At 37.9% G+C, this 22,036-nt stretch carries 24 protein-coding genes and 1 other RNA gene; 17 read left to right on the plus strand and 8 right to left on the minus strand.

Annotated elements, in window-relative coordinates:
• The 6 genes from O3798_RS06545 to O3798_RS06570 all read right to left on the minus strand — a co-directional run.
• Nucleotides 1–318: transposase family protein (locus tag O3798_RS06545; RefSeq protein WP_371464005.1), on the minus strand; the 318-nt coding region annotated here is incomplete at its 3' end.
• Nucleotides 319–515: 197 nt separating this feature from the next.
• Nucleotides 516–882, minus strand: a transfer-messenger RNA (tmRNA) gene (gene ssrA, locus O3798_RS06550).
• 72 nt (nt 883–954) lie between these two features.
• Entirely contained in the window at nt 955–1,677 is a 723-nt protein-coding gene (locus O3798_RS06555; protein ID WP_371445776.1) for a histidine phosphatase family protein, read from the minus strand.
• Nucleotides 1,678–1,738: 61 nt separating this feature from the next.
• Complete coding sequence (gene crcB, locus O3798_RS06560) at nt 1,739–2,101, minus strand: fluoride efflux transporter CrcB (protein ID WP_371464006.1); 363 nt, start codon at nt 2,099–2,101, stop codon at nt 1,739–1,741.
• Nucleotides 2,102–2,185: 84 nt separating this feature from the next.
• Complete coding sequence (locus O3798_RS06565) at nt 2,186–3,010, minus strand: undecaprenyl-diphosphate phosphatase (protein ID WP_371464007.1); 825 nt, start codon at nt 3,008–3,010, stop codon at nt 2,186–2,188.
• A 111-nt stretch (nt 3,011–3,121) separates the two neighbouring features.
• Complete coding sequence (locus O3798_RS06570; protein ID WP_371464008.1) at nt 3,122–4,147, minus strand: lactonase family protein; 1,026 nt, start codon at nt 4,145–4,147, stop codon at nt 3,122–3,124.
• 122 nt (nt 4,148–4,269) lie between these two features.
• Here O3798_RS06570 and O3798_RS06575 point away from each other — a divergent pair, with 122 nt between their 5' ends.
• The 3 genes from O3798_RS06575 to sstT all read left to right on the plus strand — a co-directional run bounded on the left by O3798_RS06575 (nt 4,270) and on the right by sstT (nt 7,636).
• Nucleotides 4,270–5,460 carry an AI-2E family transporter gene (locus O3798_RS06575; protein WP_371464009.1) on the plus strand — a complete coding sequence of 397 codons (1,191 nt, stop codon included), beginning with the start codon at nt 4,270–4,272 and terminating at the stop codon, nt 5,458–5,460.
• Between the two features lie 49 nt (nt 5,461–5,509).
• Entirely contained in the window at nt 5,510–6,229 is a 720-nt protein-coding gene (locus O3798_RS06580) for an A24 family peptidase (protein ID WP_371464010.1), read from the plus strand.
• A gap of 168 nt (nt 6,230–6,397) precedes the next feature.
• Nucleotides 6,398–7,636 (plus strand): serine/threonine transporter SstT, encoded by a 1,239-nt coding sequence (gene sstT, locus O3798_RS06585; RefSeq protein WP_371464011.1) that lies wholly within the window; start codon nt 6,398–6,400, stop codon nt 7,634–7,636.
• Nucleotides 7,637–7,683: 47 nt separating this feature from the next.
• On the opposite strand, the gene O3798_RS06590 is transcribed toward sstT, so the two are convergent.
• Together O3798_RS06590 and O3798_RS06595 are read right to left on the minus strand one after the other, a co-directional pair.
• The gene (locus O3798_RS06590) at nt 7,684–8,343 is read right to left on the minus strand and encodes a type 1 glutamine amidotransferase (RefSeq protein WP_371464012.1); all 660 of its coding nucleotides are present in this window, start codon (nt 8,341–8,343) and stop codon (nt 7,684–7,686) included.
• Complete coding sequence (locus O3798_RS06595; protein WP_371464013.1) at nt 8,340–9,683, minus strand: MurT ligase domain-containing protein; 1,344 nt, start codon at nt 9,681–9,683, stop codon at nt 8,340–8,342. The genes O3798_RS06590 and O3798_RS06595 overlap by 4 nt, the downstream gene beginning before the upstream one ends.
• Before the next feature lie 194 nt (nt 9,684–9,877).
• Here O3798_RS06595 and O3798_RS06600 point away from each other — a divergent pair, with 194 nt between their 5' ends.
• The 14 genes from O3798_RS06600 to O3798_RS06665 all read left to right on the plus strand — a co-directional run bounded on the left by O3798_RS06600 (nt 9,878) and on the right by O3798_RS06665 (nt 22,034).
• Nucleotides 9,878–10,456, plus strand: coding sequence for a thymidine kinase (locus O3798_RS06600; RefSeq protein WP_048711092.1), 579 nt, complete (start codon nt 9,878–9,880; stop codon nt 10,454–10,456).
• Nucleotides 10,457–10,477: 21 nt separating this feature from the next.
• Nucleotides 10,478–11,557: a peptide chain release factor 1 gene (gene prfA / locus O3798_RS06605; RefSeq protein ID WP_371464014.1), complete on the plus strand. Its 1,080-nt coding sequence runs from the start codon at nt 10,478–10,480 to the stop codon at nt 11,555–11,557.
• Nucleotides 11,544–12,419: a peptide chain release factor N(5)-glutamine methyltransferase gene (gene prmC, locus O3798_RS06610; RefSeq protein ID WP_371464015.1), complete on the plus strand. Its 876-nt coding sequence runs from the start codon at nt 11,544–11,546 to the stop codon at nt 12,417–12,419. Before prfA ends, prmC begins: the two co-directional genes overlap by 14 nt.
• Nucleotides 12,419–13,429, plus strand: a complete 1,011-nt coding sequence (locus tag O3798_RS06615; protein WP_371464016.1) for an L-threonylcarbamoyladenylate synthase — start codon at nt 12,419–12,421, stop codon at nt 13,427–13,429. Before prmC ends, O3798_RS06615 begins: the two co-directional genes overlap by 1 nt.
• A 75-nt stretch (nt 13,430–13,504) precedes the next feature.
• Nucleotides 13,505–14,737 (plus strand): serine hydroxymethyltransferase, encoded by a 1,233-nt coding sequence (gene glyA / locus O3798_RS06620; RefSeq protein WP_371464017.1) that lies wholly within the window; start codon nt 13,505–13,507, stop codon nt 14,735–14,737.
• A gap of 130 nt (nt 14,738–14,867) precedes the next feature.
• Nucleotides 14,868–15,503 carry a uracil phosphoribosyltransferase gene (upp, locus tag O3798_RS06625; RefSeq protein ID WP_048784310.1) on the plus strand — a complete coding sequence of 212 codons (636 nt, stop codon included), beginning with the start codon at nt 14,868–14,870 and terminating at the stop codon, nt 15,501–15,503.
• Between the two features lie 137 nt (nt 15,504–15,640).
• A complete protein-coding gene (gene atpB / locus O3798_RS06630) occupies nt 15,641–16,354 on the plus strand; it encodes a F0F1 ATP synthase subunit A (RefSeq protein WP_048711086.1) in 714 nt (237 codons plus the stop codon).
• Nucleotides 16,355–16,378: 24 nt separating this feature from the next.
• A complete protein-coding gene (gene atpE, locus O3798_RS06635; protein WP_048711085.1) occupies nt 16,379–16,594 on the plus strand; it encodes a F0F1 ATP synthase subunit C in 216 nt (71 codons plus the stop codon).
• 40 nt (nt 16,595–16,634) lie between these two features.
• The gene (gene atpF / locus O3798_RS06640) at nt 16,635–17,147 is read left to right on the plus strand and encodes a F0F1 ATP synthase subunit B (RefSeq protein ID WP_371464018.1); all 513 of its coding nucleotides are present in this window, start codon (nt 16,635–16,637) and stop codon (nt 17,145–17,147) included.
• A complete protein-coding gene (gene atpH / locus O3798_RS06645) occupies nt 17,140–17,682 on the plus strand; it encodes an ATP synthase F1 subunit delta (RefSeq protein ID WP_371445754.1) in 543 nt (180 codons plus the stop codon). The genes atpF and atpH overlap by 8 nt, the downstream gene beginning before the upstream one ends.
• A gap of 10 nt (nt 17,683–17,692) precedes the next feature.
• A complete protein-coding gene (gene atpA, locus O3798_RS06650) occupies nt 17,693–19,201 on the plus strand; it encodes a F0F1 ATP synthase subunit alpha (protein WP_371464019.1) in 1,509 nt (502 codons plus the stop codon).
• Between the two features lie 24 nt (nt 19,202–19,225).
• Nucleotides 19,226–20,158: a F0F1 ATP synthase subunit gamma gene (locus O3798_RS06655; protein ID WP_048711081.1), complete on the plus strand. Its 933-nt coding sequence runs from the start codon at nt 19,226–19,228 to the stop codon at nt 20,156–20,158.
• Between the two features lie 23 nt (nt 20,159–20,181).
• Nucleotides 20,182–21,606 carry a F0F1 ATP synthase subunit beta gene (gene atpD, locus O3798_RS06660; protein ID WP_371464020.1) on the plus strand — a complete coding sequence of 475 codons (1,425 nt, stop codon included), beginning with the start codon at nt 20,182–20,184 and terminating at the stop codon, nt 21,604–21,606.
• Between the two features lie 2 nt (nt 21,607–21,608).
• Nucleotides 21,609–22,034 (plus strand): F0F1 ATP synthase subunit epsilon, encoded by a 426-nt coding sequence (locus O3798_RS06665; RefSeq protein WP_371464021.1) that lies wholly within the window; start codon nt 21,609–21,611, stop codon nt 22,032–22,034.
• The last annotated feature ends 2 nt before the right edge of the window (nt 22,035–22,036 follow it).

Consider the following 22,036-nt stretch of genomic DNA (forward strand, 5'->3'; position numbering starts at 1 on the left):
TTTTTCTACGATTCGACTAGTGTCTGCAGTAAATGAAGAGCCGCATTCTCTACAGAGAAATCTCTGCTTGCGTAGATTTAAGTAGGCCGGAAGGCCTGAAACAGAACAGAGAGTGATACGAGATGTTTTCGTGCCGTTTTTAACGATATTATTATTCTGACAAACACATCCACAGACAGTACAAAATTCTGGTTTATGCGTATATGTAGCTGAATAAAATAAAGATTTTCTCTTTTTAAATATCTTCTCTTGAACTGTATTATCCCAGATAATGTTTTTATCTTTGATTTGTAGCGTTGCTTCTAGTATATTGTTCATATGGTCATCATCCTTTTGTTTTAGGTTTAGGCGCTTTTAATATAATGGATGTTGGCCTTTTTGTATACACTAAAATAGGGTTGGTGGAAAATTTCCATCAACCCTAAAAATTATAGAACCTTTTTATTGCAAAAATTATATTGAAATAAAGAAAAACTCTCCTTATCATCGTGAAAAAGGAGAGTTTTTTCATAAAATAATGGAGCCGAGGGGAGTCGAACCCCTGTCCAAGTATATCGACACAATCAAATCTACATTCATAGTTTATCTATTTAAGTTTCGCTACCGATTAGCTGATAAACAAGCATCATCTTAAGCTAGCCTGATAATCTCTTATTCACTTAGACAGACGGAAAAGTGAATCGTATCCCACTGGTTATAGGACCTGGACCCGAGCACATGGGCGATGCCGGACAGATCTTAGCTAGCAGTTATTAAGCTGCGAAAGCTAAAGTGTTTGTTTGTTGTTTGTCAGTTATATTTAACTGTAACGTTTTTACGTAGCCGTAACCTACGGAATGCATTGAAAGCTCAACCTATACCTGTCGAATCCGTAACGACCCCGTATAAAGAAAAGCCTAGACTTTCGCCTAGACTCTCATTGTAACAAAGTTCAGTTATACTTGCAAACCTTTATTAGTCGTGCATTTTTGTAGGAAGCATCTCATAAGGTTCTTCTTTAGCTTCTTTACGAAGTACAAAGTGGTTTGTTTGATTAAGTGCTTTTAAGTGGAATTTACCATCTGAATATTCAACGATATTAATAGATGCATTTCCGATTAATTCTGATAGTTGGAAGTCAGGAATCAATTCGTGAAGCATATTTCGAATGGTAATTCCATGGCTCACGATAAGAATGTTTTGATTTTGGTCACGGTGTTTATTGATTACTTTTAACAAACCTTGTTCTACACGTAACCAAAACTCCATAAAGTTTTCTCCGAGATGGTCTGGATCTAATTCCTTTAGTCCGTTTAATTCTTCTTGGATATTACGTCCACCTAAGTCATCAAAATTGCGATGTAATTTCTTATAAAGTTCGCTCCAAAGTTCACCAGCGTCTTTTCCTTCTAAGCTTCCAAAGAATACTTCGCGGAATTCAGGCATCATTTCAATCGTGAGGTTTTCACGGTTTGGATGATTTCTAAGGAAGAGTTGAGCAGTTTCGACAGTTCTTCTTAGGTCACTTGTATAGACCGCGTCAAAATGAACGTCTTTCATTCCCAAACCAGAACGAATAGCATCTAGGCGTCCTTCTTTTGTTAGAGGAGTATCAGACCATCCTTGCATACGATTGTAGCGGTTAAAGATGGTTTCTCCATGTCTCATGAAATACAATGTTACACCTTTTTTCGTCATAAAATGACCTCCGTTCTTGTTCTTATTTCTATTGTAAACCGTTTCTTATAAAAATGCTATTTTAAAATGAAGCTTGGCCAATAAAATATCCGAATGCTACACAAGCAAGTCCGCCTACTAAACTAATAGCCATATATAAAAGAGCGAGTGGAGTATCTCCATTTTGGATTAATTGAAGAGATTCTAAGCTGAAAGTGGAGAAGGTTGTAAAGCCACCACATACTCCTGTAATGAGTAGTAGTTGATCGCCTTCGAACCAGTGTGATTGTTGAAATTTAGCGCTTAAGAATCCGATGACAAGCGATCCTAATAAGTTAATGAATAATGTTTTAATGGGAAGAGAGTGCTGCAGAGGAAGCTGAGATAATAAATATCGTAAAATAGCTCCAATGGCACCGCCAATTCCGACATAGAGTAGTGACATAGTATCCTTCTTTCTTAATTGAATAGTTTTATTATACCCGAAATTGGGCAAAAAGAAAAAGCTGGAATAAATCCAGCTTTATGTTTATTTGAAGAATAAACTTCCGATAACGATAATCCCAAGAGCGATACGGTACCAACCGAATGCTTGGAAGTCGTGGTGTTTGATGTATTTCAATAAGAACTTGATAACGAATAGAGATACAACAAATGAAACGACAGAACCGACTAATAAAATGACGAATTCAGCTAGGGAGTAGTGGAATCCGAATTTCAATAATTTTAATCCACTCGCACCGAACATGATTGGAATCCCCATGAAGAATGAGAATTCAGTTGCGATTGAACGGCTTGTTCCGACTAATAAACCACCAAGGATTGTTGAACCAGAACGGCTAGTACCAGGTACAAGCGCTAAACATTGGAAAAGACCAATTTTAATGGCTGTCATGAAGTCTAATTCTTTGAAGTCATTAATTTTTGGTTCCACATTTTTATGTGCACGTTCAATGTAGATGAACGCAATCCCGTAAACGATTAGGGCTAATGCAATAACGATTGGTTTGTTGAAGTAGTCATCCATAAAGTCATCAAGAATGAATCCAAGAATCACAGCAGGGATACATCCGATAATTACCTTTTTCCAAAGACTAATTGTTTCGATAAACTCTTTACGGTTCTTACTTTTAGCAAATGGGTTTAATTTGTTGAAATACACAAGGACAACTGCCATGATGGCACCTAATTGAATCACAACATTGAACATTTCTTGGAATTTAGCAGATACGTCTAATTGAATGATTTCGTTCACTAAAATTAAGTGACCAGTACTACTAATTGGTAGCCATTCAGTAACGCCTTCGATAATTCCTAAAATAATAGTTTTAATAATCTCGATAAGATTAAGCATTTTTCCACTCCTTTATAAAGTCTGCTAACAACGATTATACTGCTTTCTGGCAAGGATTACCACAATAAACAAGAAAGTCTCTTCAAAAAAGAAGAGACTGTAAAATGAGTTCTATTGAGGTACGACACAAACTACTTCTGGGGCATAAAAATCTTTTTGAAGAAGTGTGAGTTCACCAGTTTCTAAGTCACGTTTGAATAGCGTTAAATTGTCTGATTCTTGGTGTCCAACAACGATATAAGCTTCATCGTTACTTAAGTGGAAATCACGAGGAACTGAACCATAACTATCGATTGTTTGTACGAGAGTGAGTAAACCATTTGTGGCATCGACTGAGAATGTGTATAACGCGTCGAATCCACGGTTTGAAGCATATAGGAATCTTCCATCACGAGTGATGTGGATGGCACCTCCCCAAGCTTGTTGATCTTCGGTTGTTAAAGCAATCTTATCTAAGTTTGTAAATGTTCCATTTTCTTTATCATAAGAGAGAACTTCAACGGTAGCATCCAGTTCGCAAATCAAATAAGCGATAGGAAGCGTAGGATGGAAGGCTAAATGACGAGGTCCGCTACCAGCTTTCGTCTTATATTGAGCAACTTCTTCTAAACCTTTTTCTGTACGTTTATACGTAAATACAGTATCGATTCCGAGGTCACAAACTACAATCCATTTTTCGTCTGGTGTGTAATCAGTGTAGTGAACATGTGGAGAAGTTTGGTTTGCATGGACGCTAGATCCAGAGTGGACTTTTTTATCTACAAAAGTAAAAGATTGTTTTTCTTTATCGTAGTGGTATAATTCCACGAATCCTCCGTGATAATTAGCGGTGAGCACGTCTCCTGTTTTTTCGTTATATCGAATGTAGCAAGGAACGGCTTTTTGATCATCGTAGCTTGCTAATGGTTCTACTGGAGAAGTCAGTGCATTACTTGCTGAAATTCCGCAATGTTCTTCACCTTTTCCAACAGCGAATAATAATTGGTCGCTCTTCGAGTATGAAAGATACGTTGGATTGTCGATAGCTGCTTCTAATGTCAGAGATTCTAGTTGGTCAGTTTCTTTGTTAAGAGTTACAGAGTAAACTCCTTTACTAACGCGTTTTGTATAGGTTCCTAAATAAAATTTTTCATTCATACGATTCCCTCCGAATCACAATATAAAATAATTATACAATTTTTTGCAAAATCTAATCAAATGTTAATCATAGAGAGCAAAAATGTGATACACTAGAGGAAAATGTGAAAAGGAGGAACTTTATGGATCATAGACCGGAAAACCAAAAGAAAACATGGTTTTGGAAATGGTTTTTAGATAATCAATTGGTGACAGGATTGCTTATTTTATTATTGCTCCTTGTTAACTTGATTTTATTCTCGCAGACATCGTACTTGTTTAATCCAATTAAAGGATTCATCTCTGCTGTTGGGGTGCCCGTTGCTTGCGGCGCGGTAGTTTACTACTTAGTAAAACCCGTTTATGATTTTCTAGTTAATAAAAAGGTGCCAAAAGGCATTGCGATTTTAGCGGTGATGTTAGGAGTTATTTTCCTATTTATCGGGGTAGTCACAAGTTTGGTACCGATTATCCAAAAGCAATTGCTAGATTTAGTGTCACAGTTGCCTTATTATTATCAAATTATCAGTGATCAAGTTGAAAAGTTCATGCAATCTAGTTGGTTTACAGCTTTGCAGGAACAATTTAATACGATTAACATGGATTTCATTCAATCGATGACAGAACGTTTAAATGGAGTGTTAAACCTTACATTTAGCGGTATCGGAAGTGTGTTTGGAATCGTAGGGAATATCGTGATTACACTGATGACAATGCCAGTTATTCTTTATTATTTATTGAAAGATGGAAATAAAGTCATTCCTTCCATCACACGAATATTTCCGACTCGTTCACGTCATAAAATTAGCGTGATGTTACATGAAATGAACCAACAAGTCAGCTCATATATTCGTGGACAAATCCTAGTAGCTATCTGCGTTGGTGTGACATATACGATTGGGTATGCAATCATTGCGTTACCATATGGCGTAACAATTGGGATGATTGCCGGAGTATTAACCATTATTCCTTACATTGGTTCTATTATTGGATTAAGTATTGCACTTGTCATTGCCTTTGTTACAAGCCCATCTATTGCTTTACAAGTCTTATTAGTATTTGTGATTGAACAGTTGATTGAAAGTCGTCTACTGCAACCGCTGATTCTCGGTTCATCATTGAAGATGCATCCAGTAACAATTTTAGTAATTTTACTAGCTGCCGGAAAAATGTTTGGATTAACAGGATTGTTGATTGCGGTACCTGTTTATGCAGTTATTAAAGTATTTGTAACTCACTTCTTTGCATGGTATAAAGACTATTCTGGTTTGTATTACACTCCAAAAGAGGAAGTAGAAGAAACCGTCGAAGTCGTTATGATTGAAGAAAATTAAAACCAAATCTCTCTTACGAAACGTAATGTTTAGTAAGGGAGGTTTTTTTATGCTTTTTATGATAGGTGTGATTGGAGCAGTTATAGGAAGTTTTGTAAATGTAGTCAGTGTGAGGGGGACTAAAGGAGAAGATTTTGTTCATGGTAGATCCTATTGTCCTCATTGTCATCATTCACTACATGTATTGGATTTACTACCTATTCTTTCTTATCTTTTTTTACGTGGGAAGTGTCGCTATTGTAAACAGACAATTTCTATCCGCTACTTCATAGTAGAAATAATATTCTCCATTTTATTTTGTCTAGTAGCTTATTTAAAATCCCCATTGGAAATTGTTGGCTACTTTTTTTGCACAATCTGTATGCTGATAGCGTTGATGGATTTCGATTCATATGAAGTAGATTTACGCTTGTTATTCATTTTAGCAATCGTAGGACTCTATAACAGAATGAATGCTGTCGAAGAAGCTATTTTATCTATGATGATTGGGCTTGTATTGTACAGTACGGTTTATGGTGTTGGAAAATGGATTTGGAAAGAGGAAGTTTTCGGAATGGGAGATGTATACTATTTAACAACATTAGGTCCCTTCTTTTCACTAAGTCAAATTCTCTTTATCGGACTCTTTTCTTTTGTTATTGGCGGGGGAGTAGTGATTAGTTGGATGCTTTTAACAAAAAGAAATAAGCTACATGAAAAAATTCCTTTTGCTCCATTTATCAGCATTAGCGCTCTACTGACTTATTTATTTTCTATTCAATGGATTTAATGTTTTAGTTCTATTTTAACTAAAAGAGATAATCTATGAGAGAACTATAAATACATCAAAGTGTATCTAAAATGTATACAAATGTTTGTAAAACGTGGAAACATTTTGACAGAATACTAGTTGATTGTGTATCATAGTCGCTATATCGAAAGAGAATTGAGGGAATATATGAATCAGTTTGTGGAAAGAATTAAAAATTTAAGTCTAATCAATCGAATTATTATCGGGATGGCAATTGGGATTCTTCTTGGAATTACAGTGCCGGAATTTACGGTATTTGGAATGCTTGGAACGGTATTTGTTAATGCCTTAAAAGCAATTGCGCCATTATTAGTATTCTTTATCGTAATGAGTGCACTTGCTCAGCATAAAGAAGGTCATGAAACGAATATGAAATCCATTGTCATTCTATACTTGTTTGGGACATTTGCTGCAGCACTTGTCGGGGTCATTGCTAGTTATGCATTCCCAATTACGATGACACTTGGAGAAGGTGCAACAGAAGTAGCAGCACCTCAAGGTATCGCAGCAGTGTTGCAATCTCTTATTTTAAAAATTGTAGATAATCCTGTGAATGCGATTATTTCAGGTAACTACATTGGTATCCTCTCTTGGGCAGTTTTGTTTGGAATGGCATATAGAAAATCCGATGAATCTGTAAAAAATATTTTAAGTCAAGTTGCGGATGCGACAAGTCACGTTGTTAAAATTGTGATTAGCTTTGCACCGGTTGGGATTATGGGACTCGTATTTACGACAGTATCTGAAAATGGAGTAGGTGTGTTTGCAAACTATGGTGGACTAATCCTTATTCTAATTGGAAGTATGTTCTTCGTTGCTTTGGTTGTAAACCCAGCAATTGTGTACTTTATGATTCGTGAAAATCTTTTTCCGCTAGTATTCCGTTGCTTGAAAGAGAGTGGAGTGACAGCATTCTTTGTACGTAGTTCTGCAGCGAATATTCCTGTGAATATGCAACTTTGTAAAGATTTGGGACTAGATGAGGATAGTTATTCTGTATCAATCCCTCTAGGGGCAACGATTAATATGGCAGGAGCTGCCATTACGATTACGGTACTCACGCTTGGTGCGGTGAATACATTAGGAATTCAAGTAGATTTTATTACAGCGCTCATCTTAAGTGTGTTATCAACGATTGCTGCTTGTGGCGCTTCAGGTGTTGCTGGAGGTTCGCTTTTATTAATCCCTGTAGCATGTAGCTTGTTTGGGATTTCAAATGATATCGCGATGCAAGTCGTTGGAGTTGGATTTATCATTGGTGTAATCCAAGATTCTTGTGAGACGGCATTGAACTCTTCAACAGACGTATTATTTACAGCTGCGGCAGAATTCCGTCAGTGGAAAAAAGAAGGAAGACAGATTTCTGTTTATCCTAATGCTGAATAGATAAAAAAATAACCCGTGTAACAAAAATGTTACACGGGTCTTTTGCGTTATGCATTTTTTGAAAGTTGACGCTCAGCCGCTGTTTCAATGATACGATCAGCTAAGTGTTGGTTTCTAACTAAGATTGGGCCATGGAAGTATGAGCAGAATACATTTTTATAATGACATCCTTCAACATGATCTTCTTCGTTATTTCCGAATCCTTTAACAACTTTACCAAGTGGCTTCATATTTTTACCAAGATATGTTCTACCGATATGGTTTTCGTAGCCTAAATAAGTTTCACCAAATTCTTCATTAAAGATTTCAATATCCCCAATTAAGCGACTTGGAAATTGTCCATTGGTGCAAACATCAATAGCGCTAATACCGTTTAGGCGTTCTCCGCTTGCATTCACGTAGTAGCGACCGAGTAATTGGAATCCACCACAAATCGCAACGACAACACCATTATCTTCGATGTATTGGATGAGGGCCTCTTTTTTATTTTGAAGGTCTTTAGCAACAACGGTTTGTTCAAAGTCTTGACCGCCGCCAAACATTACAATATCAAAGTCTTCAGCATTAAAATCTTCTTCTAAACTAATTAAAGTAGTTTCCACTTCGTAGCCTAATTTTTTTGCACGGTGTTGCAACATGAGTAAGTTCCCATTGTCACCATAAGTGTTCATTAGGTTTCCATATAAATGACAGATTCTTAATTTCATCCGTTCATCCCTTCCTTAAGGTATCCTTCTTTGGCAAAGTCTTTACGTAAGTCGAGTAGAGCAGTATAAGTTGCTAGTACATTGACTTTCTTCGTTGGAGCTTTGCGAATCCAATCGATTAATTCCGCATTTGTTTTAAAGACTTTCATGTTTTCAAAACCTGCAACTTCCATACGAACACTAAGGTCTTCAACACGGATTCCGCTAATAGCTGTGTCAACAGAATTCAAGGCATGTAGCCCTTCGAAATCGCCATCCCAAATCCAGCTCACGTCTTGACCATCTGCAGGGTTATCGTTTAAGAGAACTCCTAAACTAAAGGATTCTTTTTCATAAGATAATAATTGAACGATTTGGTTAAATCCGACTGGATTTTTAATTAAGTTCAACATGACTTCTTTATCTTCAACATCAAATGTTTCTTGACGACCAAAGACGCGTTGTGCTTTAGAGAACCCTGCTTGGATTTCTTCAGTTGAAAGACCGAAGAATTTTGCAGCGGAGTAAGCTGCTAACGCATTGTAAATATTGTAAAGTCCAGCAATTGGAATTGAGAAAGTAGTACCGTCAATATCAAATGAAGAACCTGTTAGATATAATTCATTAAGTGCAGTGACTGCATAATTCAATTCAGGACGTTTGAAATCACATTTTGGACAATAGTATTTTCCGAGGTTGCTATAAGTAATGCACTTATAGTGCAAGATCGATTGGCAATGAGGGCAAAGAACACCATCAGTATTGTAGTGCGCCATCATTTCGCTATCTTCAGCATTGTTAAATCCGAAATACTCACGAGGATTTGGAGTGTCCACACTATTAAAAATAGGAGCGTCTCCATTTGCTAAAATAGTTGCACTTGGTGCAAAAGCAGCACCATCTAGCATTAATTGATAGGTTGTATAAATTTCTCCAAAACGATCCATTTGGTCGCGGAAAATATTCGTGAACACAAATAGTTTTGGTTCGATATATGGAGTGATGTGACGAATCGTTGCTTCATCCACTTCAAGAACGGCGATATTCTTTTCACCGGTCTTTGGAGAGTGGTTTAAAAATGTTGAAACAATCCCTTGAGTTAAATTAGCTCCAGTAGGGTTTGTTAAAATATTTGGATATTTTTGTTTTAACAATTGAACAATCAGTGAAGTTGTTAAAGTTTTCCCGTTTGTTCCGCTGACGATAATGACATCGTAATTTTCAGCGAGTGATTTTAAAATATTTGGATCGATAGCATGAGCTACTTTCCCTGGCAGGCTACTACCGCCTTTTGTAAAAGTCTTCAGAGCCCAGCGAGTAAATCTACCAGCTCCTAAGGCAACTTGTGTTCTAAGATTCAATTTAGACGATCCTTTCCGTTAATATACTTCACTATTGTAGCATATTTTCATGAAAAGTGGTTTATAAAAACGTTTTTAAAATTTTATTAAAATTGTTTGTTGAAAATCGCCTGAAATAACGGTTTTTCTTTGCACAAAGGTACCCATTTATCGTAAGATATTAAAGGTATAGTTTAGCAATTGGAGGGATAAATGTGGCACAATTGTTTTTTAAATATGGTGCAATGAATAGCGGAAAATCAATCGAAATTTTAAAGGTTGCACATAATTATGAAGAACAAGATAAACCGGTTTTATTATTTACGAGTGCAATTGACGACCGTGACCAAGTAGGATATGTATCAAGTCGTATCGGAGTAAGACGTGAAGCCATTCCGATTTTTGACGATACACCTATTTACGAAATTGTCGAAGGTCAAGCGGTGAAACCTTATTGTATTTTGATTGATGAATCTCAATTCTTATCAAAACAACACATTCTAGAACTCGCTCGAATTGTTGACGAATTAAATATTCCAGTAATGGCATTTGGCTTAAAGAATGATTTCCAAAACGAGTTATTTGAAGGCTCTAAATACTTATTACTTTATGCGGATAAAATCGAAGAGATTAAAACGATTTGTTGGTATTGTCATAAAAAAGCAAGTATGAATATGCGTGTAGTGGATGGTGTTCCAGTGTATACGGGAGAACAAATTCAAATTGGAGGCAATGATGCCTATTATCCAGTTTGCCGTTATCATTATAATCATCCTGGTGAAGAACGCTTATAAGAGAAGATAAAGGAGAAAAGTATGTTCGATCAATTAGATAGTTTTATTATTCGTTATGATGAACTTTCAGAGTTACTAAGTGACCCGGAAGTTATCGGCGATACAAAACGTTTCATGGAATTAACAAAAGAAGAAGCAAACTTACGACCAAAAGTAGAAACGTTCAAACGTTATCAACAGGTGGTTGAAGAAATTAGCGACACAGAGGATATGCTTGGCGAAAGCTTAGATGCTGAAATGGCAGAAATGGCTAAAGAAGAATTAAGTGCCCTCAAAAAAGAAAAAGTAGAATTAGAAGATAAAATCAAATTCTTACTGTTACCAGAAGATCCAAACGATGGCAAAAACATCATCATGGAAATCCGTGGTGCAGCTGGTGGAGATGAAGCTGCACTCTTTGCGGGAGATCTTTTGAATATGTATCAAAAATACGCTGAAGCACAAGGATGGCGTGTAGAGGTGATGGATGCCAATGTAACAGGTATCGGTGGATATAAAGAAGTCATTTTAATGATTACAGGGGATAATGTATTCTCTAAATTAAAATATGAATCTGGTGCTCACCGTGTACAACGTGTTCCGTCAACTGAATCTCAAGGACGTGTGCATACTTCAACAGCTACAGTCGTTGTCATGCCTGAAGCAGAAGAAGTAGAAATTGAATTAGAAGATAAAGATATTCGTGTGGATATTTACCATGCATCAGGTGCCGGTGGACAGCACGTTAACAAGACTGCATCTGCCGTACGTTTAACTCACTTGCCAACAGGAATTGTTGTTGCTATGCAAGATGAACGTTCACAATTGAAGAACCGTGAGAAAGCGATGAAAGTATTGCGTGCGCGTGTATATGACAAGATTTCTCAAGAAGCACAATCTGAATATGATGCAAACCGTAAGTCTGCAGTAGGTACAGGGGACCGTTCTGAACGTATTCGTACGTACAACTTCCCACAAAACCGTGTTACAGACCACCGTATTGGTTTAACACTTCAAAAGTTAGATCAAGTGTTAGCTGGAAAAATTGATGAAATTGTCGATGCTTTAATTCTTTATGATCACACAGAAAAATTGGAGCAATTAAATAATGGAAACAACTAATCCAACAAACCAAGAAGTCCTCGTTAGGGCTTCTTGTTTTTTAGAAGAAAAACAACCTAAACTAGGAAACGAAGAATGCCAACATCTTGTAAGAGAATTAATGCTATTCAAGAATCAATGGACCTTGTCGCAATTTTTGTTGAATTTACGACAAGAGGCTACGGTGACTTTTGAAGACTTAGAACCTGAGTTACTACGCTTAAGTGAGTTTGAACCCTTGCAGCAAATTACAGGAGTTGCAGAATTTCTAGGGGAAGAATTTATGGTCACAAAGGACACTTTAATTCCTCGTCCAGAAACAGAAGAGCTAGTTTTAAAAGCACAGTCATTTTTAGAACAATGCCCTGTTGGGAAGGTACTAGAAATTGGTGTTGGAACAGGGTGCATTATTTTAAGTCTTGAAAGACTGGTTGGACGACATCATTATTTTGGGTGCGATATTTCAGAAGAAGCACTCGTTGTCGCTCAAAAGAATCGAGAGAAGTTCAATCTTCAAACCGAATTGATATATAGCGATGTGTACAGCGATGTTCCCCGTGAGAAGTTTGAGTGTATTATTAGTAATCCACCGTATATTGCTTTCTCGGAAGAAGGATTAATGGATGAGTCTGTGAGACGCTATGAGCCAAAGCAAGCGTTATTTGCAGAAAATGAGGGGCTTGCGATTTACGAAAAGATTGCCAACCGATTAGAAGAATTTTTAACAGATAGTGGACAAGCCTTTTTTGAAATTGGATTTAACCAAGGAGCAAGCGTACAACGAATTTTTAGGGAAGCTTGTCCAAATAGAGAAGTAACAATTCATAAAGATATTGCAGGATTAGACCGCATGATTATTGTGAGTGGAAAGGAGGCGCAGTAATGGAAACACAAATTTTTACAAAAGAGAACTTAGATATTGCAGCTAAAGCGTTGCAACAAGGAGAAATTGTTTCTTTTCCAACGGAGACGGTGTATGGATTAGGAGCAATCGCAACAAGTCAAGAAGCGGTGTTAAAAGTATTTGAGGCAAAAGGACGTCCAAGTGATAATCCACTGATTGTTCATATTAGTGATATCCAGCAGATGACTTCTACTGTAGAAGAAGTTCCTGAAATTGCGCTGACCTTAGCGAAGGCTTTTTGGCCAGGACCACTGACGATGATTCTAAAGGCGAAACCAGGAATTTATGCTCCAGCCTTATCCGCTGGACTTCCAACGGTTTCATTCCGTATGCCAAAGCATCCATTAACATTAGAGTTAATCTCAAAAGTGGGAATTCCTCTTGTGGGACCGAGTGCGAACCTTTCGACGAAGCCAAGTCCAACGAAAGTAGAACATGTATTTGAAGATATGAATGGTCGTATTCGTGGAATCGTTGATGGTGGATCATCCACTGTCGGTGTGGAGTCAACAGTCATTGATTTAACGAATGAAGACGGGCCCGTAATATTACGACCGGGTGTCATTACAAAAGAACAAATTGAAGCGGTCATTGGGCCTATTCAATCTACAGTCAAAACGACAGCAGGAGAACGGGAAGTACCCAAATCTCCAGGGATGAAATATCGTCATTACGCACCAAAAACACCAGTGTTTGTTGTTGAAGGAACGGTTGAAGCTTTTGAAGAAACTATCCATAAATACAAAGTACAAGGAAAAACAGTGGGTGTGATGGCTCAAAACGCTATTATAGATGCCTTTGAAAATAAAGTTGAAGGTACTTACAAGATGGGGACGAGCGTGGACGATATGAACCGTGCGTTATTTGATGCACTGCGTACATTAGACCACTTAAAATTAGATGTAATTTTAGCAGAATCTGCTCCAGAAGTAGGAGTAGGAATCGCGTATATGAATCGTTTGAAAAAAGCGGCATCAACCGTTCTATAGAAGAACTCATAGGTTTTCTACAAAAGCCTATAATGTGATAAAATAGAAAAGGTAAGAAAAGAAAGGGGTAGTTGAATGAGTCAATTTACAGAAGATAAAATCATCTTTGAGACGATCGAAAAAGAATTACATCGTCAACAACAAGGGATTGAATTAATTGCATCTGAAAACTTCGTATCTGAAGGAGTTTTACGGGCACAAGGAAGTATTCTAACGAATAAATATGCAGAAGGGTATCCAGGACGTCGCTACTATGGCGGATGTGAATATGTAGATGTCATCGAGCAATTAGCAATTGACCGTGTGAAAGAATTGTTTGGTGCAGAATATGCCAATGTTCAACCACACTCAGGTTCTCAAGCAAATATGGCTGCGTATCGTGCTCTAGTGAAGAAAGGCGATAAGATTTTAGGGATGGACTTAAACCATGGTGGGCACTTGACTCACGGAATGGGAGTAAACTTCTCTGGACAAGATTATCAGTTCGTTTCTTATGGAGTAAATCCAGAAACTGAAACAATCGATTATGATGAATTAGAACGTATCGCTAAGGAAGAAAAGCCACAATTAATCGTAGCTGGAGCTTCAGCGTACCCACGTGAGATTGACTTCAAACGAATTAGTGAAATTGCTAAAGAAGTTGGAGCTTACTTTATGGTGGATATGGCCCATATCGCTGGGTTAGTTGCTAAAGGGGCTCATCAAAATCCAGTTCCTTATGCAGATGTTGTGACATCAACAACACATAAAACATTACGTGGACCACGTGGCGGTTTAATTTTAGCAAAAGAAGAATTTGGTAAAAAATTAAACAGTGCGATCTTCCCTGGAATCCAAGGTGGACCCCTAGAGCACGTGATTGCTGGTAAAGCAGTTGCATTCCATGAAGCTCTTCAACCAGCATTTGGTGAGTATATCGAGCAAGTCGTGAAAAATGCTAAAGCTATGGCGCAAGTGTTCGAAGGAACAGTGATTCGTGCGATTTCAGGTGGTACAGATAACCATCTATTACTCCTCGATATTAAAGATACTGGATTAAACGGTAAAGAAGCGCAAGAATTACTCGACACTGTTGGAATTACAGTGAATAAAAATGCCATTCCATTTGATACATTACCACCTGTTAAAACAAGTGGAATTCGTGTCGGAACGGCAGCTATTACAACACGTGGTTTTGATGAAGCTGCGGTGAAAAAAGTAGCTGAGTTAATCCTTACAACATTAACACATCCTGAAAATGAAGAAGTATTAAACACGGTTCGTCAAGAAGTAAAACAGTTGACGGAAACTTTCAAATTATACGCGTAACGAGGTAAATGTAAAGGTTTGTTTCAGATTATGAAAATAATAATAAGTTTTCAAACTGAGACTAGATATTTAACTGGTTTTTAGGTAAAATAATAGAAGTGACACTAATGTATTGGAAGGAGAATGACAAATGGGTAAATTTCACGTACTTGATCATCCGTTAATTCAACATAAATTGACAATGATTCGTCAAAAGGATTGTGGAACAAAAGTTTTCCGCGAAGTTGTAAACGAAATTTCAATGCTAATGGCTTATGAGGTTTCTAGAGATCTGCCTCTTGAAGATGTAGAAATCGAAACTCCACTTGTTAAAACAACATTGAAAACATTAGCTGGTAAAAAAGTTGCTATCATTCCGATTCTGCGAGCAGGACTAGGAATGGTTGATGGAATTCTCGAATTAATCCCAGCAGCCAAAATTGGGCATGTTGGTATGTATCGTGATCATGACACATTGCAACCTGTTGAGTATTTCGTGAAGTTGCCTTCAGATATTTCTGAAAGACAATTGTTTGTCGTTGATCCTATGTTAGCAACTGGGGGATCTGCAGTAGCTGCTATTGACGCACTGTTGAAGCGTGGTGCACAACCAAGCTCGATTAAGTTTTGCTGTCTTGTAGCTGCTCCAGAAGGTGTAGAAGTTCTACGTAAAGCCCACCCAGATATCGACATCTACGCAGCAGCGTTAGATGAAAGATTAAATGAACATGGATACATTCTTCCAGGATTAGGAGATGCTGGAGATCGTTTATTCGGAACCAAATAATAAATTTACATAGTCAACGCTTTTGCGATAGACTATTGCCACCAAATCTGACAATAATCACCGTACTGAGCGTAAAACTCAAAGTATAGGATTATTGTCATTTTTTTATTTGGTGTAAAGGAGGGGAAATAAGAAACATGGAAGCAACGCCAAAAGTGGTTGAGATTTTTGGATTGTCGTTTTCAGTTCCGATTTTGATTTCATGTGGGGTTAGTGTTTTACTAATCGCATTGTTTACAATTTTTGCTTCAAGGAAGGTTTCGATGAAGCCTGGTAAGTTGCAAAATGCTCTGGAAGCACTCATGGACTTCGCGAAGGGTATTGTAAACAGTGCAGTTGATGAGAAAACAGCACAAACGTATTATTTATATATTTTCTCACTGTTTTCTTTTGTACTAGTCGCTAATATGGTTGGGCTAATTATCTTTATTCACTATGAAGATCACAGCTATTTTGCCAGTCCAACAGCTAGCCCAGTAGTATGTTTAGCCTTAGCGCTAATGACAACATTAATCGCACATTATTCTGGTGTACAGAAGATGGGACTCAAAGGATATATTCAACATTCTTACTTAAGTCCGATGTCGATAATGCTCCCAATCAAATTGATTGAAGAGTTTACGAACACAATTACGTTGGCATTCCGTCTGTACGGAAATATTTATGCCGGCGAAGTGTTATTAGGATTGATTGTGATGTTCTCATCCGCAGCAGGACTAATAACCTATATTCTTGCAATACCACTAGGAGTAGTATGGCAAGGATTTTCAGTGGTAATTGGAGCTATTCAAGCGTACGTATTCTGTACGTTAACAATGGTTTACATCTCACATAAAGTAATGAAACATTAATTTTTAAGAAATGAGGAATTTATAATGACAGAATTAGCAGCAGCAATCGCAGTAGCAGGAGCAGCTTTAGCAGCAGCCTTTGGTAACCAAGCAGTTATCGTAAAAACAATTGAATCAATGACACGCCAACCAGAAATGAGCAATGAATTACGTTCAACAATGTTCATCGGGGTTGCCTTAATCGAAGCGATGCCAATCTTCGCCGTATTAATCGCTCTTATCCTTGTATTCGTTAAATAATCCAACAAATGGAATTATTGTCGCAAAGGAGGGGTGAGAGATGTTTGAAGTAATGTTATCAGGTAATGTCAGTACAATTTTAGGCGATACTTTAGCCGTATTAATTTCATTTACGTTGTTACTATTCTTGGTGAAATTCTTTGCTTGGGATAAAGTAAATGCCATGTTAGAAGCACGTCGAGATAAAATTGCTAAAGATTTAGACGAAGCCGCTGAGAAAAGAAAATCAGCGGAAGAAATTCAGGCTAATGCCAACGAAATTATTCATAACGCAGAAGTGAAAGGTAGCGAAATCTTAGATAACGCTCGTGAAGCAGCTTCAAAAACGCAAGATGAAATGATTAAAGAAGGTAAAGATGTGGTCTCTCGCATGAAAGCTGATGGACAACGTGAAGTCGATTCAATGAAACAACGTGCCATTGCGCAAGTGCAAGATGATATTGTAGACCTATCGGTTCAACTTGCTAGTCAAATTCTTGAAAAAGAAGTGACAAAAGAGAAACATCAAGAAGTAATCGAAGCCTTCATTAAGGGGTTGGAAAATAATGGTTAAATATCATAAAGATATCGTTAAAGAAGCCAGCCATTTTTATGCGAAGGCAAAATTCGAAGGGCACTTAGAGCAGGTGACGAATGAACTCCAAGCAATTTTAGCAGGAATTCAAAACACTTCGACGTTTAGACAGATGATGCATTTAGAGCATGTCTCTTATGACAAAAAGTTATCTGTATTAGAATCAGCATTTGGACATTTATCAAAAGAAACACAAGAGTACTTAGCAACATTCCCGTCTGAAGATGGTTCGATGAATATTGTAGAAGCACTAGAAGCGTTCTTAGATATTTACAATGCTAACAAATTAGAGATTGTGTCTGCGATTCCTTTAACGAATGAGCAGATGGATCGTATTGCAACTGCATTCCAAAATAAAACACATAAAGAATTTGATTCTTGGGTGAATACCGTAGATCCTTCAGTGATTGGAGGCGTTCAAATTAAGACAAAAGAGTATTTATTAGATGGAACGATTGCAAACAAACTAAAACAATTCAAAGAGAAAATTAGCCAAACAGGATTAAAGAGGTGAGATGGCATAAATGGAAATGAGTAATATTACAGCGAGAATTCGTGACCAAATCGCTTCTTTTGAAACGAAAGAACAAATTGAAGAAATCGGTGAAGTTTCCTTCATCGGGGACGGAATTGCTCGTGTCATCGGTCTTACAAATGTAATGGCTGGAGAATTAGTAGAATTTGAAAACGGCGCCTACGGGATGGCCCAAAACTTAGAAAAAAACGATGTTGGTGTTATCATCTTCGGAGGATATGAAAATATCCATGAAGGAGAACCTGTTAAACGTACAGGACGTATCCTTGATGTTCCAGTAGGAGATGCATTGATTGGTCGTGTTGTCGATGCGTTAGGTCGTCCAATTGACGGACTTGGGGCCATCGAAACAACGAAAAAACGTCCAGTAGAAAATGAAGCACCTGGCGTTATGCAACGTCAAAGTGTAAAACAATCATTACCTACAGGGTTAAAAGTAGTCGATGCGTTGGTTCCAATTGGTAAAGGGCAACGTGAGTTAATCATCGGTGACCGTAAAACTGGTAAAACAAGTATTGCAGTGGATGCAATTTTGAACCAAAAAGGTAAGAATACATTATGTATTTATGTAGCCATTGGTCAAAAAGAATCTACGGTTAAAGCTCTTGTTGAAACGTTAAAACGTTACGGAGCAATGGAATATACAACGGTTGTATCAGCGAGCGCTTCTCAACCAGCACCAATGCTTTACATTGCACCATATGCAGGTACTGCAATGGGTGAAGAGTGGATGTATCAAGGACGCGATGTATTAATCGTGTACGATGATTTATCAAAACAAGCTGCGGCATATCGTGAAATTTCCCTATTACTTCGTCGTCCACCAGGTCGTGAAGCATATCCAGGGGATGTATTCTACTTGCACTCACGTTTACTAGAACGTGCAGCAAAATTAAGTGATGAATTAGGAGCAGGGTCATTAACAGCCTTACCAATCATCGAAACACAAGCCGGAGATATTTCTGCATATATCCCAACAAACGTAATCTCTATTACAGATGGACAAATCTTCCTAGAAAGTGATTTATTCTACTCAGGGGTACGTCCAGGGTTATCTGCCGGATTATCTGTATCGCGTGTTGGGGGTTCTGCCCAAATTAAAGCGATGAAGAAAGTTTCTGGTACATTACGTATCGACTTAGCAAGTTACCGTGAGTTAGAAGCCTTTACTCAATTTGGTTCTGACTTAGATGCGGCAACGCAACAAAAATTAAATCGTGGTAAACGTACGGTAGAAGTCTTGAAACAAGATGTTCACCAACCATTACCAATCGAGTATCAAGTATCGATTTTATTTGCTTTAACACATGGTTTATTAGATGCGATTCCAATCGACCGTATTAAACCATTTGAAAAAGCGTTATATCAACATTTAGAAAGCGAACATAGAGATTTATTAAATGAAGTCCGCGATCAACATGTGATTTCGGATGAAGAGAAATTCTACAAAGTAATTGAGAGTTTCAAACAAATTCATTTATTTGAACGTGTTCAATAAGCGTAGAAAGGAGAGGTGACCTGAATGACGGCTTCCTTAAATGATTTAAAGAAGAGAATTGTTTCAACAAAGAAAACAAGTCAAATCACTAGCGCCATGCAGATGGTCTCTGCAGCAAAATTAGCCAAATCAGAGCAAGCAGTGCGTCACTATCAAGACTACGCTCAAAAAATCCGTGAAGTTGTAACTCACTTACTATACGCAAATCACAATAAAGAAGAGGTTGTCGATGAAACGTCAGAGGACGGAGAAGTAGTAACTTCTTTCATCGACTATCACGACTTATTAATTGAACGTCCGGTTAAAAAGACTGGATACTTAGTGATTTCATCTGACCAAGGACTTGCTGGGAGTTACAACTCTTCCATTTTCCAATCAACAAGAGAAATGTTAGAGTTAGACCACCAATCCAAAGATGAATATGTCATCTTAACGATTGGGGATGCTGCAAGTCGCTTCTTCAAGAAGATGGGAGTCGATGTACGTCTTGAAATTAATGACGTATCCGATATTCCAACCTTTGAAGAAGTAAGAAAGATTGTGTCAAGTGCGGTCCAAATGTTCCGTGACGGTGAATTTGATGAGTTTTACGTTTGCTATAATCACCATGTAAACGCACTGTTATCAAACTACCGTGTTGAAAAAATGTTACCAATTATCGACTTGGACGCGGAAGAAGCAAAAGAGTACGAATTGGATTATATTTTCGAACCGAACAAGGAAATTATTATGGACATCTTGCTTCCACAATATGCAGAATCGCTTATTTACGGAGCCATTATCGATGCCAAATCAGCAGAACATGCATCTCGTATGACTGCAATGAGAAGTGCAACTGATAATGCTAAAGATTTAATCAGTAACTTAACACAAGATTTGAACCAGAGACGACAAGCGCAAATTACACAAGAAATTACAGAAATTGTCGGTGGAGCAGCCGCTCTGGAAGAACATTAGGATTTTAGAAGGAGGAAAATGGATTGAGAACTGGAAAGATTTTACAAGTTGTAGGGCCAGTTGTAGACGTGGTATTTCCTTTAGAAGAAGGCGTTCCAGATATTCATAATGCATTACAAGTTGTGAAAACAGCCAATGATGGTAGCGAAACAACTGTTACTTTGGAAACTGCTGTAGAATTAGGGGATGGTGCAGTTCGTACAATCGCCATGGAATCTACAGATGGTTTGCAACGTGGCATGAAAGTGGTGGACTTAGGGCGCACAATTAGCGTTCCGGTGGGACCTGAAACATTAGGTCGTGTATTCAACGTTCTTGGAGATACGATTGACTTGAAGGAACCATTCCCAGAAGATTTCACAAGACATGAAATCCATAAACCAGCACCAAAATTTGAAGAATTAAACAGTCAATATGAAATTCTACAAACAGGGATTAAAGTAATTGACCTTTTAGCACCTTATCTTAAAGGTGGTAAAATCGGTTTATTCGGTGGTGCCGGTGTAGGGAAAACCGTATTAATTCAAGAATTGATTCATAATATTGCTGAAGAACTTGGTGGTATTTCAGTATTTACAGGGGTAGGGGAACGTACTCGTGAAGGGAACGATCTTTACCATGAAATGCAAGATTCAGGTGTATCCGCTAAAACAGCGATGGTGTTTGGACAAATGAACGAACCACCAGGAGCTCGTATGCGTGTAGCACTAACAGGATTAACGATTGCGGAATACTTCCGTGATATTGAAAAACAAGACGTACTTTTATTTATCGATAACATTTATCGTTTCACACAAGCAGGTTCAGAAGTATCAGCCCTGCTTGGACGTATGCCTTCTGCCGTTGGGTATCAACCAACACTTGCGACAGAAATGGGTCAATTACAAGAACGTATCAGTTCTACTAAAGACGGATCGATTACATCTATTCAAGCGATTTACGTGCCAGCCGATGACTATACTGACCCGGCTCCAGCAACAACATTCGCCCACTTAGATGCAACAACAAACTTAGAGCGTCGTTTAACAGAACAAGGGATTTATCCAGCGGTGGATCCACTTGCTTCAACTTCAAGTGCTCTAACTCCAGAAATTGTTGGGGAAGAACACTATGAAGTAGCAATGAAAGTACAACAAATGCTTCAACGTTATCGTGAATTACAAGACATCATTGCCATCTTAGGGATTGATGAATTGTCAGATAGCGAAAAAGTCATTGTAAACCGTGCAAGAAGAATTCAATTCTTCTTATCACAAAACTTCCACGTTGCAGAAGCATTTACAGGACAACCTGGTTCATACGTTCCAATTAAAGATACGGTTCGCGGATTTAAAGGAATTATTGATGGTTTATATGATGATATTCCAGAAGATATGTTCCGTAACGTAGGACCAATTGAAGACGTGATTAAAAAAGCTAAAGCAGCAGGGTTTTATGGAGGAAACTAAAGATGGCTGAACATGAATTACTGGTCGTTGTCACAACACCAGAAGGAAAAGTGTATAACCATCGTTCCTATTCTGTGAGTGCCGATGCAGTCGATGGCGGAATCACCATACTACCGCATCATGCTCCAATCATGCTTCCTTTAAAAATCGGAGCGCTTCGAGTGAAACGATTCTTAGAGGATTCCCCAACTGATTATATTGCAATCGGTGGTGGAGTTATGGAAGTGCGGGATAATGTCGTAACGGTCATTGCCAACGTGGCTGAGCGTGCAAGAGACATTGACGTGACTCGTGCAGAACAAGCCAAGGATAAAGCTGAAAAAGTGATTAGCGATAGTAGTCGTTCTCAAAGTGATGTAGAGCGTGCGAAAATTGCTTTAAGTAAGGCAATCAATCGTATTGGTGTTTCTAAACATAGAAGAAAATAAAT

It is taken from the genome of Granulicatella sp. 20925_1_45, assembly GCF_041433555.1.
Taxonomy (GTDB): domain Bacteria; phylum Bacillota; class Bacilli; order Lactobacillales; family Aerococcaceae; genus Granulicatella.

What these genes read in the sequence shown, in the direction of transcription:
- O3798_RS06580 (WP_371464010.1), top strand. Translation starts at nt 5,510, where the DNA reads ATGCTTTTTATGATAGGTGTGATTGGAGCAGTTATAGGAAGTTTTGTA.
- O3798_RS06665 (WP_371464021.1), top strand. Translation starts at nt 21,609, where the DNA reads ATGGCTGAACATGAATTACTGGTCGTTGTCACAACACCAGAAGGAAAA.
- O3798_RS06615 (WP_371464016.1), top strand. Translation starts at nt 12,419, where the DNA reads ATGGAAACACAAATTTTTACAAAAGAGAACTTAGATATTGCAGCTAAA.
- sstT (WP_371464011.1), top strand. Translation starts at nt 6,398, where the DNA reads ATGAATCAGTTTGTGGAAAGAATTAAAAATTTAAGTCTAATCAATCGA.
- atpF (WP_371464018.1), top strand. Translation starts at nt 16,635, where the DNA reads ATGTTTGAAGTAATGTTATCAGGTAATGTCAGTACAATTTTAGGCGAT.
- O3798_RS06575 (WP_371464009.1), top strand. Translation starts at nt 4,270, where the DNA reads ATGGATCATAGACCGGAAAACCAAAAGAAAACATGGTTTTGGAAATGG.
- O3798_RS06655 (WP_048711081.1), top strand. Translation starts at nt 19,226, where the DNA reads ATGACGGCTTCCTTAAATGATTTAAAGAAGAGAATTGTTTCAACAAAG.
- prfA (WP_371464014.1), top strand. Translation starts at nt 10,478, where the DNA reads ATGTTCGATCAATTAGATAGTTTTATTATTCGTTATGATGAACTTTCA.
- glyA (WP_371464017.1), top strand. Translation starts at nt 13,505, where the DNA reads ATGAGTCAATTTACAGAAGATAAAATCATCTTTGAGACGATCGAAAAA.
- atpE (WP_048711085.1), top strand. Translation starts at nt 16,379, where the DNA reads ATGACAGAATTAGCAGCAGCAATCGCAGTAGCAGGAGCAGCTTTAGCA.
- O3798_RS06570 (WP_371464008.1), bottom strand. Translation starts at nt 4,147, where the DNA reads ATGAATGAAAAATTTTATTTAGGAACCTATACAAAACGCGTTAGTAAA.
- O3798_RS06565 (WP_371464007.1), bottom strand. Translation starts at nt 3,010, where the DNA reads ATGCTTAATCTTATCGAGATTATTAAAACTATTATTTTAGGAATTATC.
- atpA (WP_371464019.1), top strand. Translation starts at nt 17,693, where the DNA reads ATGGAAATGAGTAATATTACAGCGAGAATTCGTGACCAAATCGCTTCT.
- atpH (WP_371445754.1), top strand. Translation starts at nt 17,140, where the DNA reads ATGGTTAAATATCATAAAGATATCGTTAAAGAAGCCAGCCATTTTTAT.
- prmC (WP_371464015.1), top strand. Translation starts at nt 11,544, where the DNA reads ATGGAAACAACTAATCCAACAAACCAAGAAGTCCTCGTTAGGGCTTCT.
- O3798_RS06555 (WP_371445776.1), bottom strand. Translation starts at nt 1,677, where the DNA reads ATGACGAAAAAAGGTGTAACATTGTATTTCATGAGACATGGAGAAACC.
- crcB (WP_371464006.1), bottom strand. Translation starts at nt 2,101, where the DNA reads ATGTCACTACTCTATGTCGGAATTGGCGGTGCCATTGGAGCTATTTTA.
- atpB (WP_048711086.1), top strand. Translation starts at nt 15,641, where the DNA reads ATGGAAGCAACGCCAAAAGTGGTTGAGATTTTTGGATTGTCGTTTTCA.
- O3798_RS06590 (WP_371464012.1), bottom strand. Translation starts at nt 8,343, where the DNA reads ATGAAATTAAGAATCTGTCATTTATATGGAAACCTAATGAACACTTAT.
- upp (WP_048784310.1), top strand. Translation starts at nt 14,868, where the DNA reads ATGGGTAAATTTCACGTACTTGATCATCCGTTAATTCAACATAAATTG.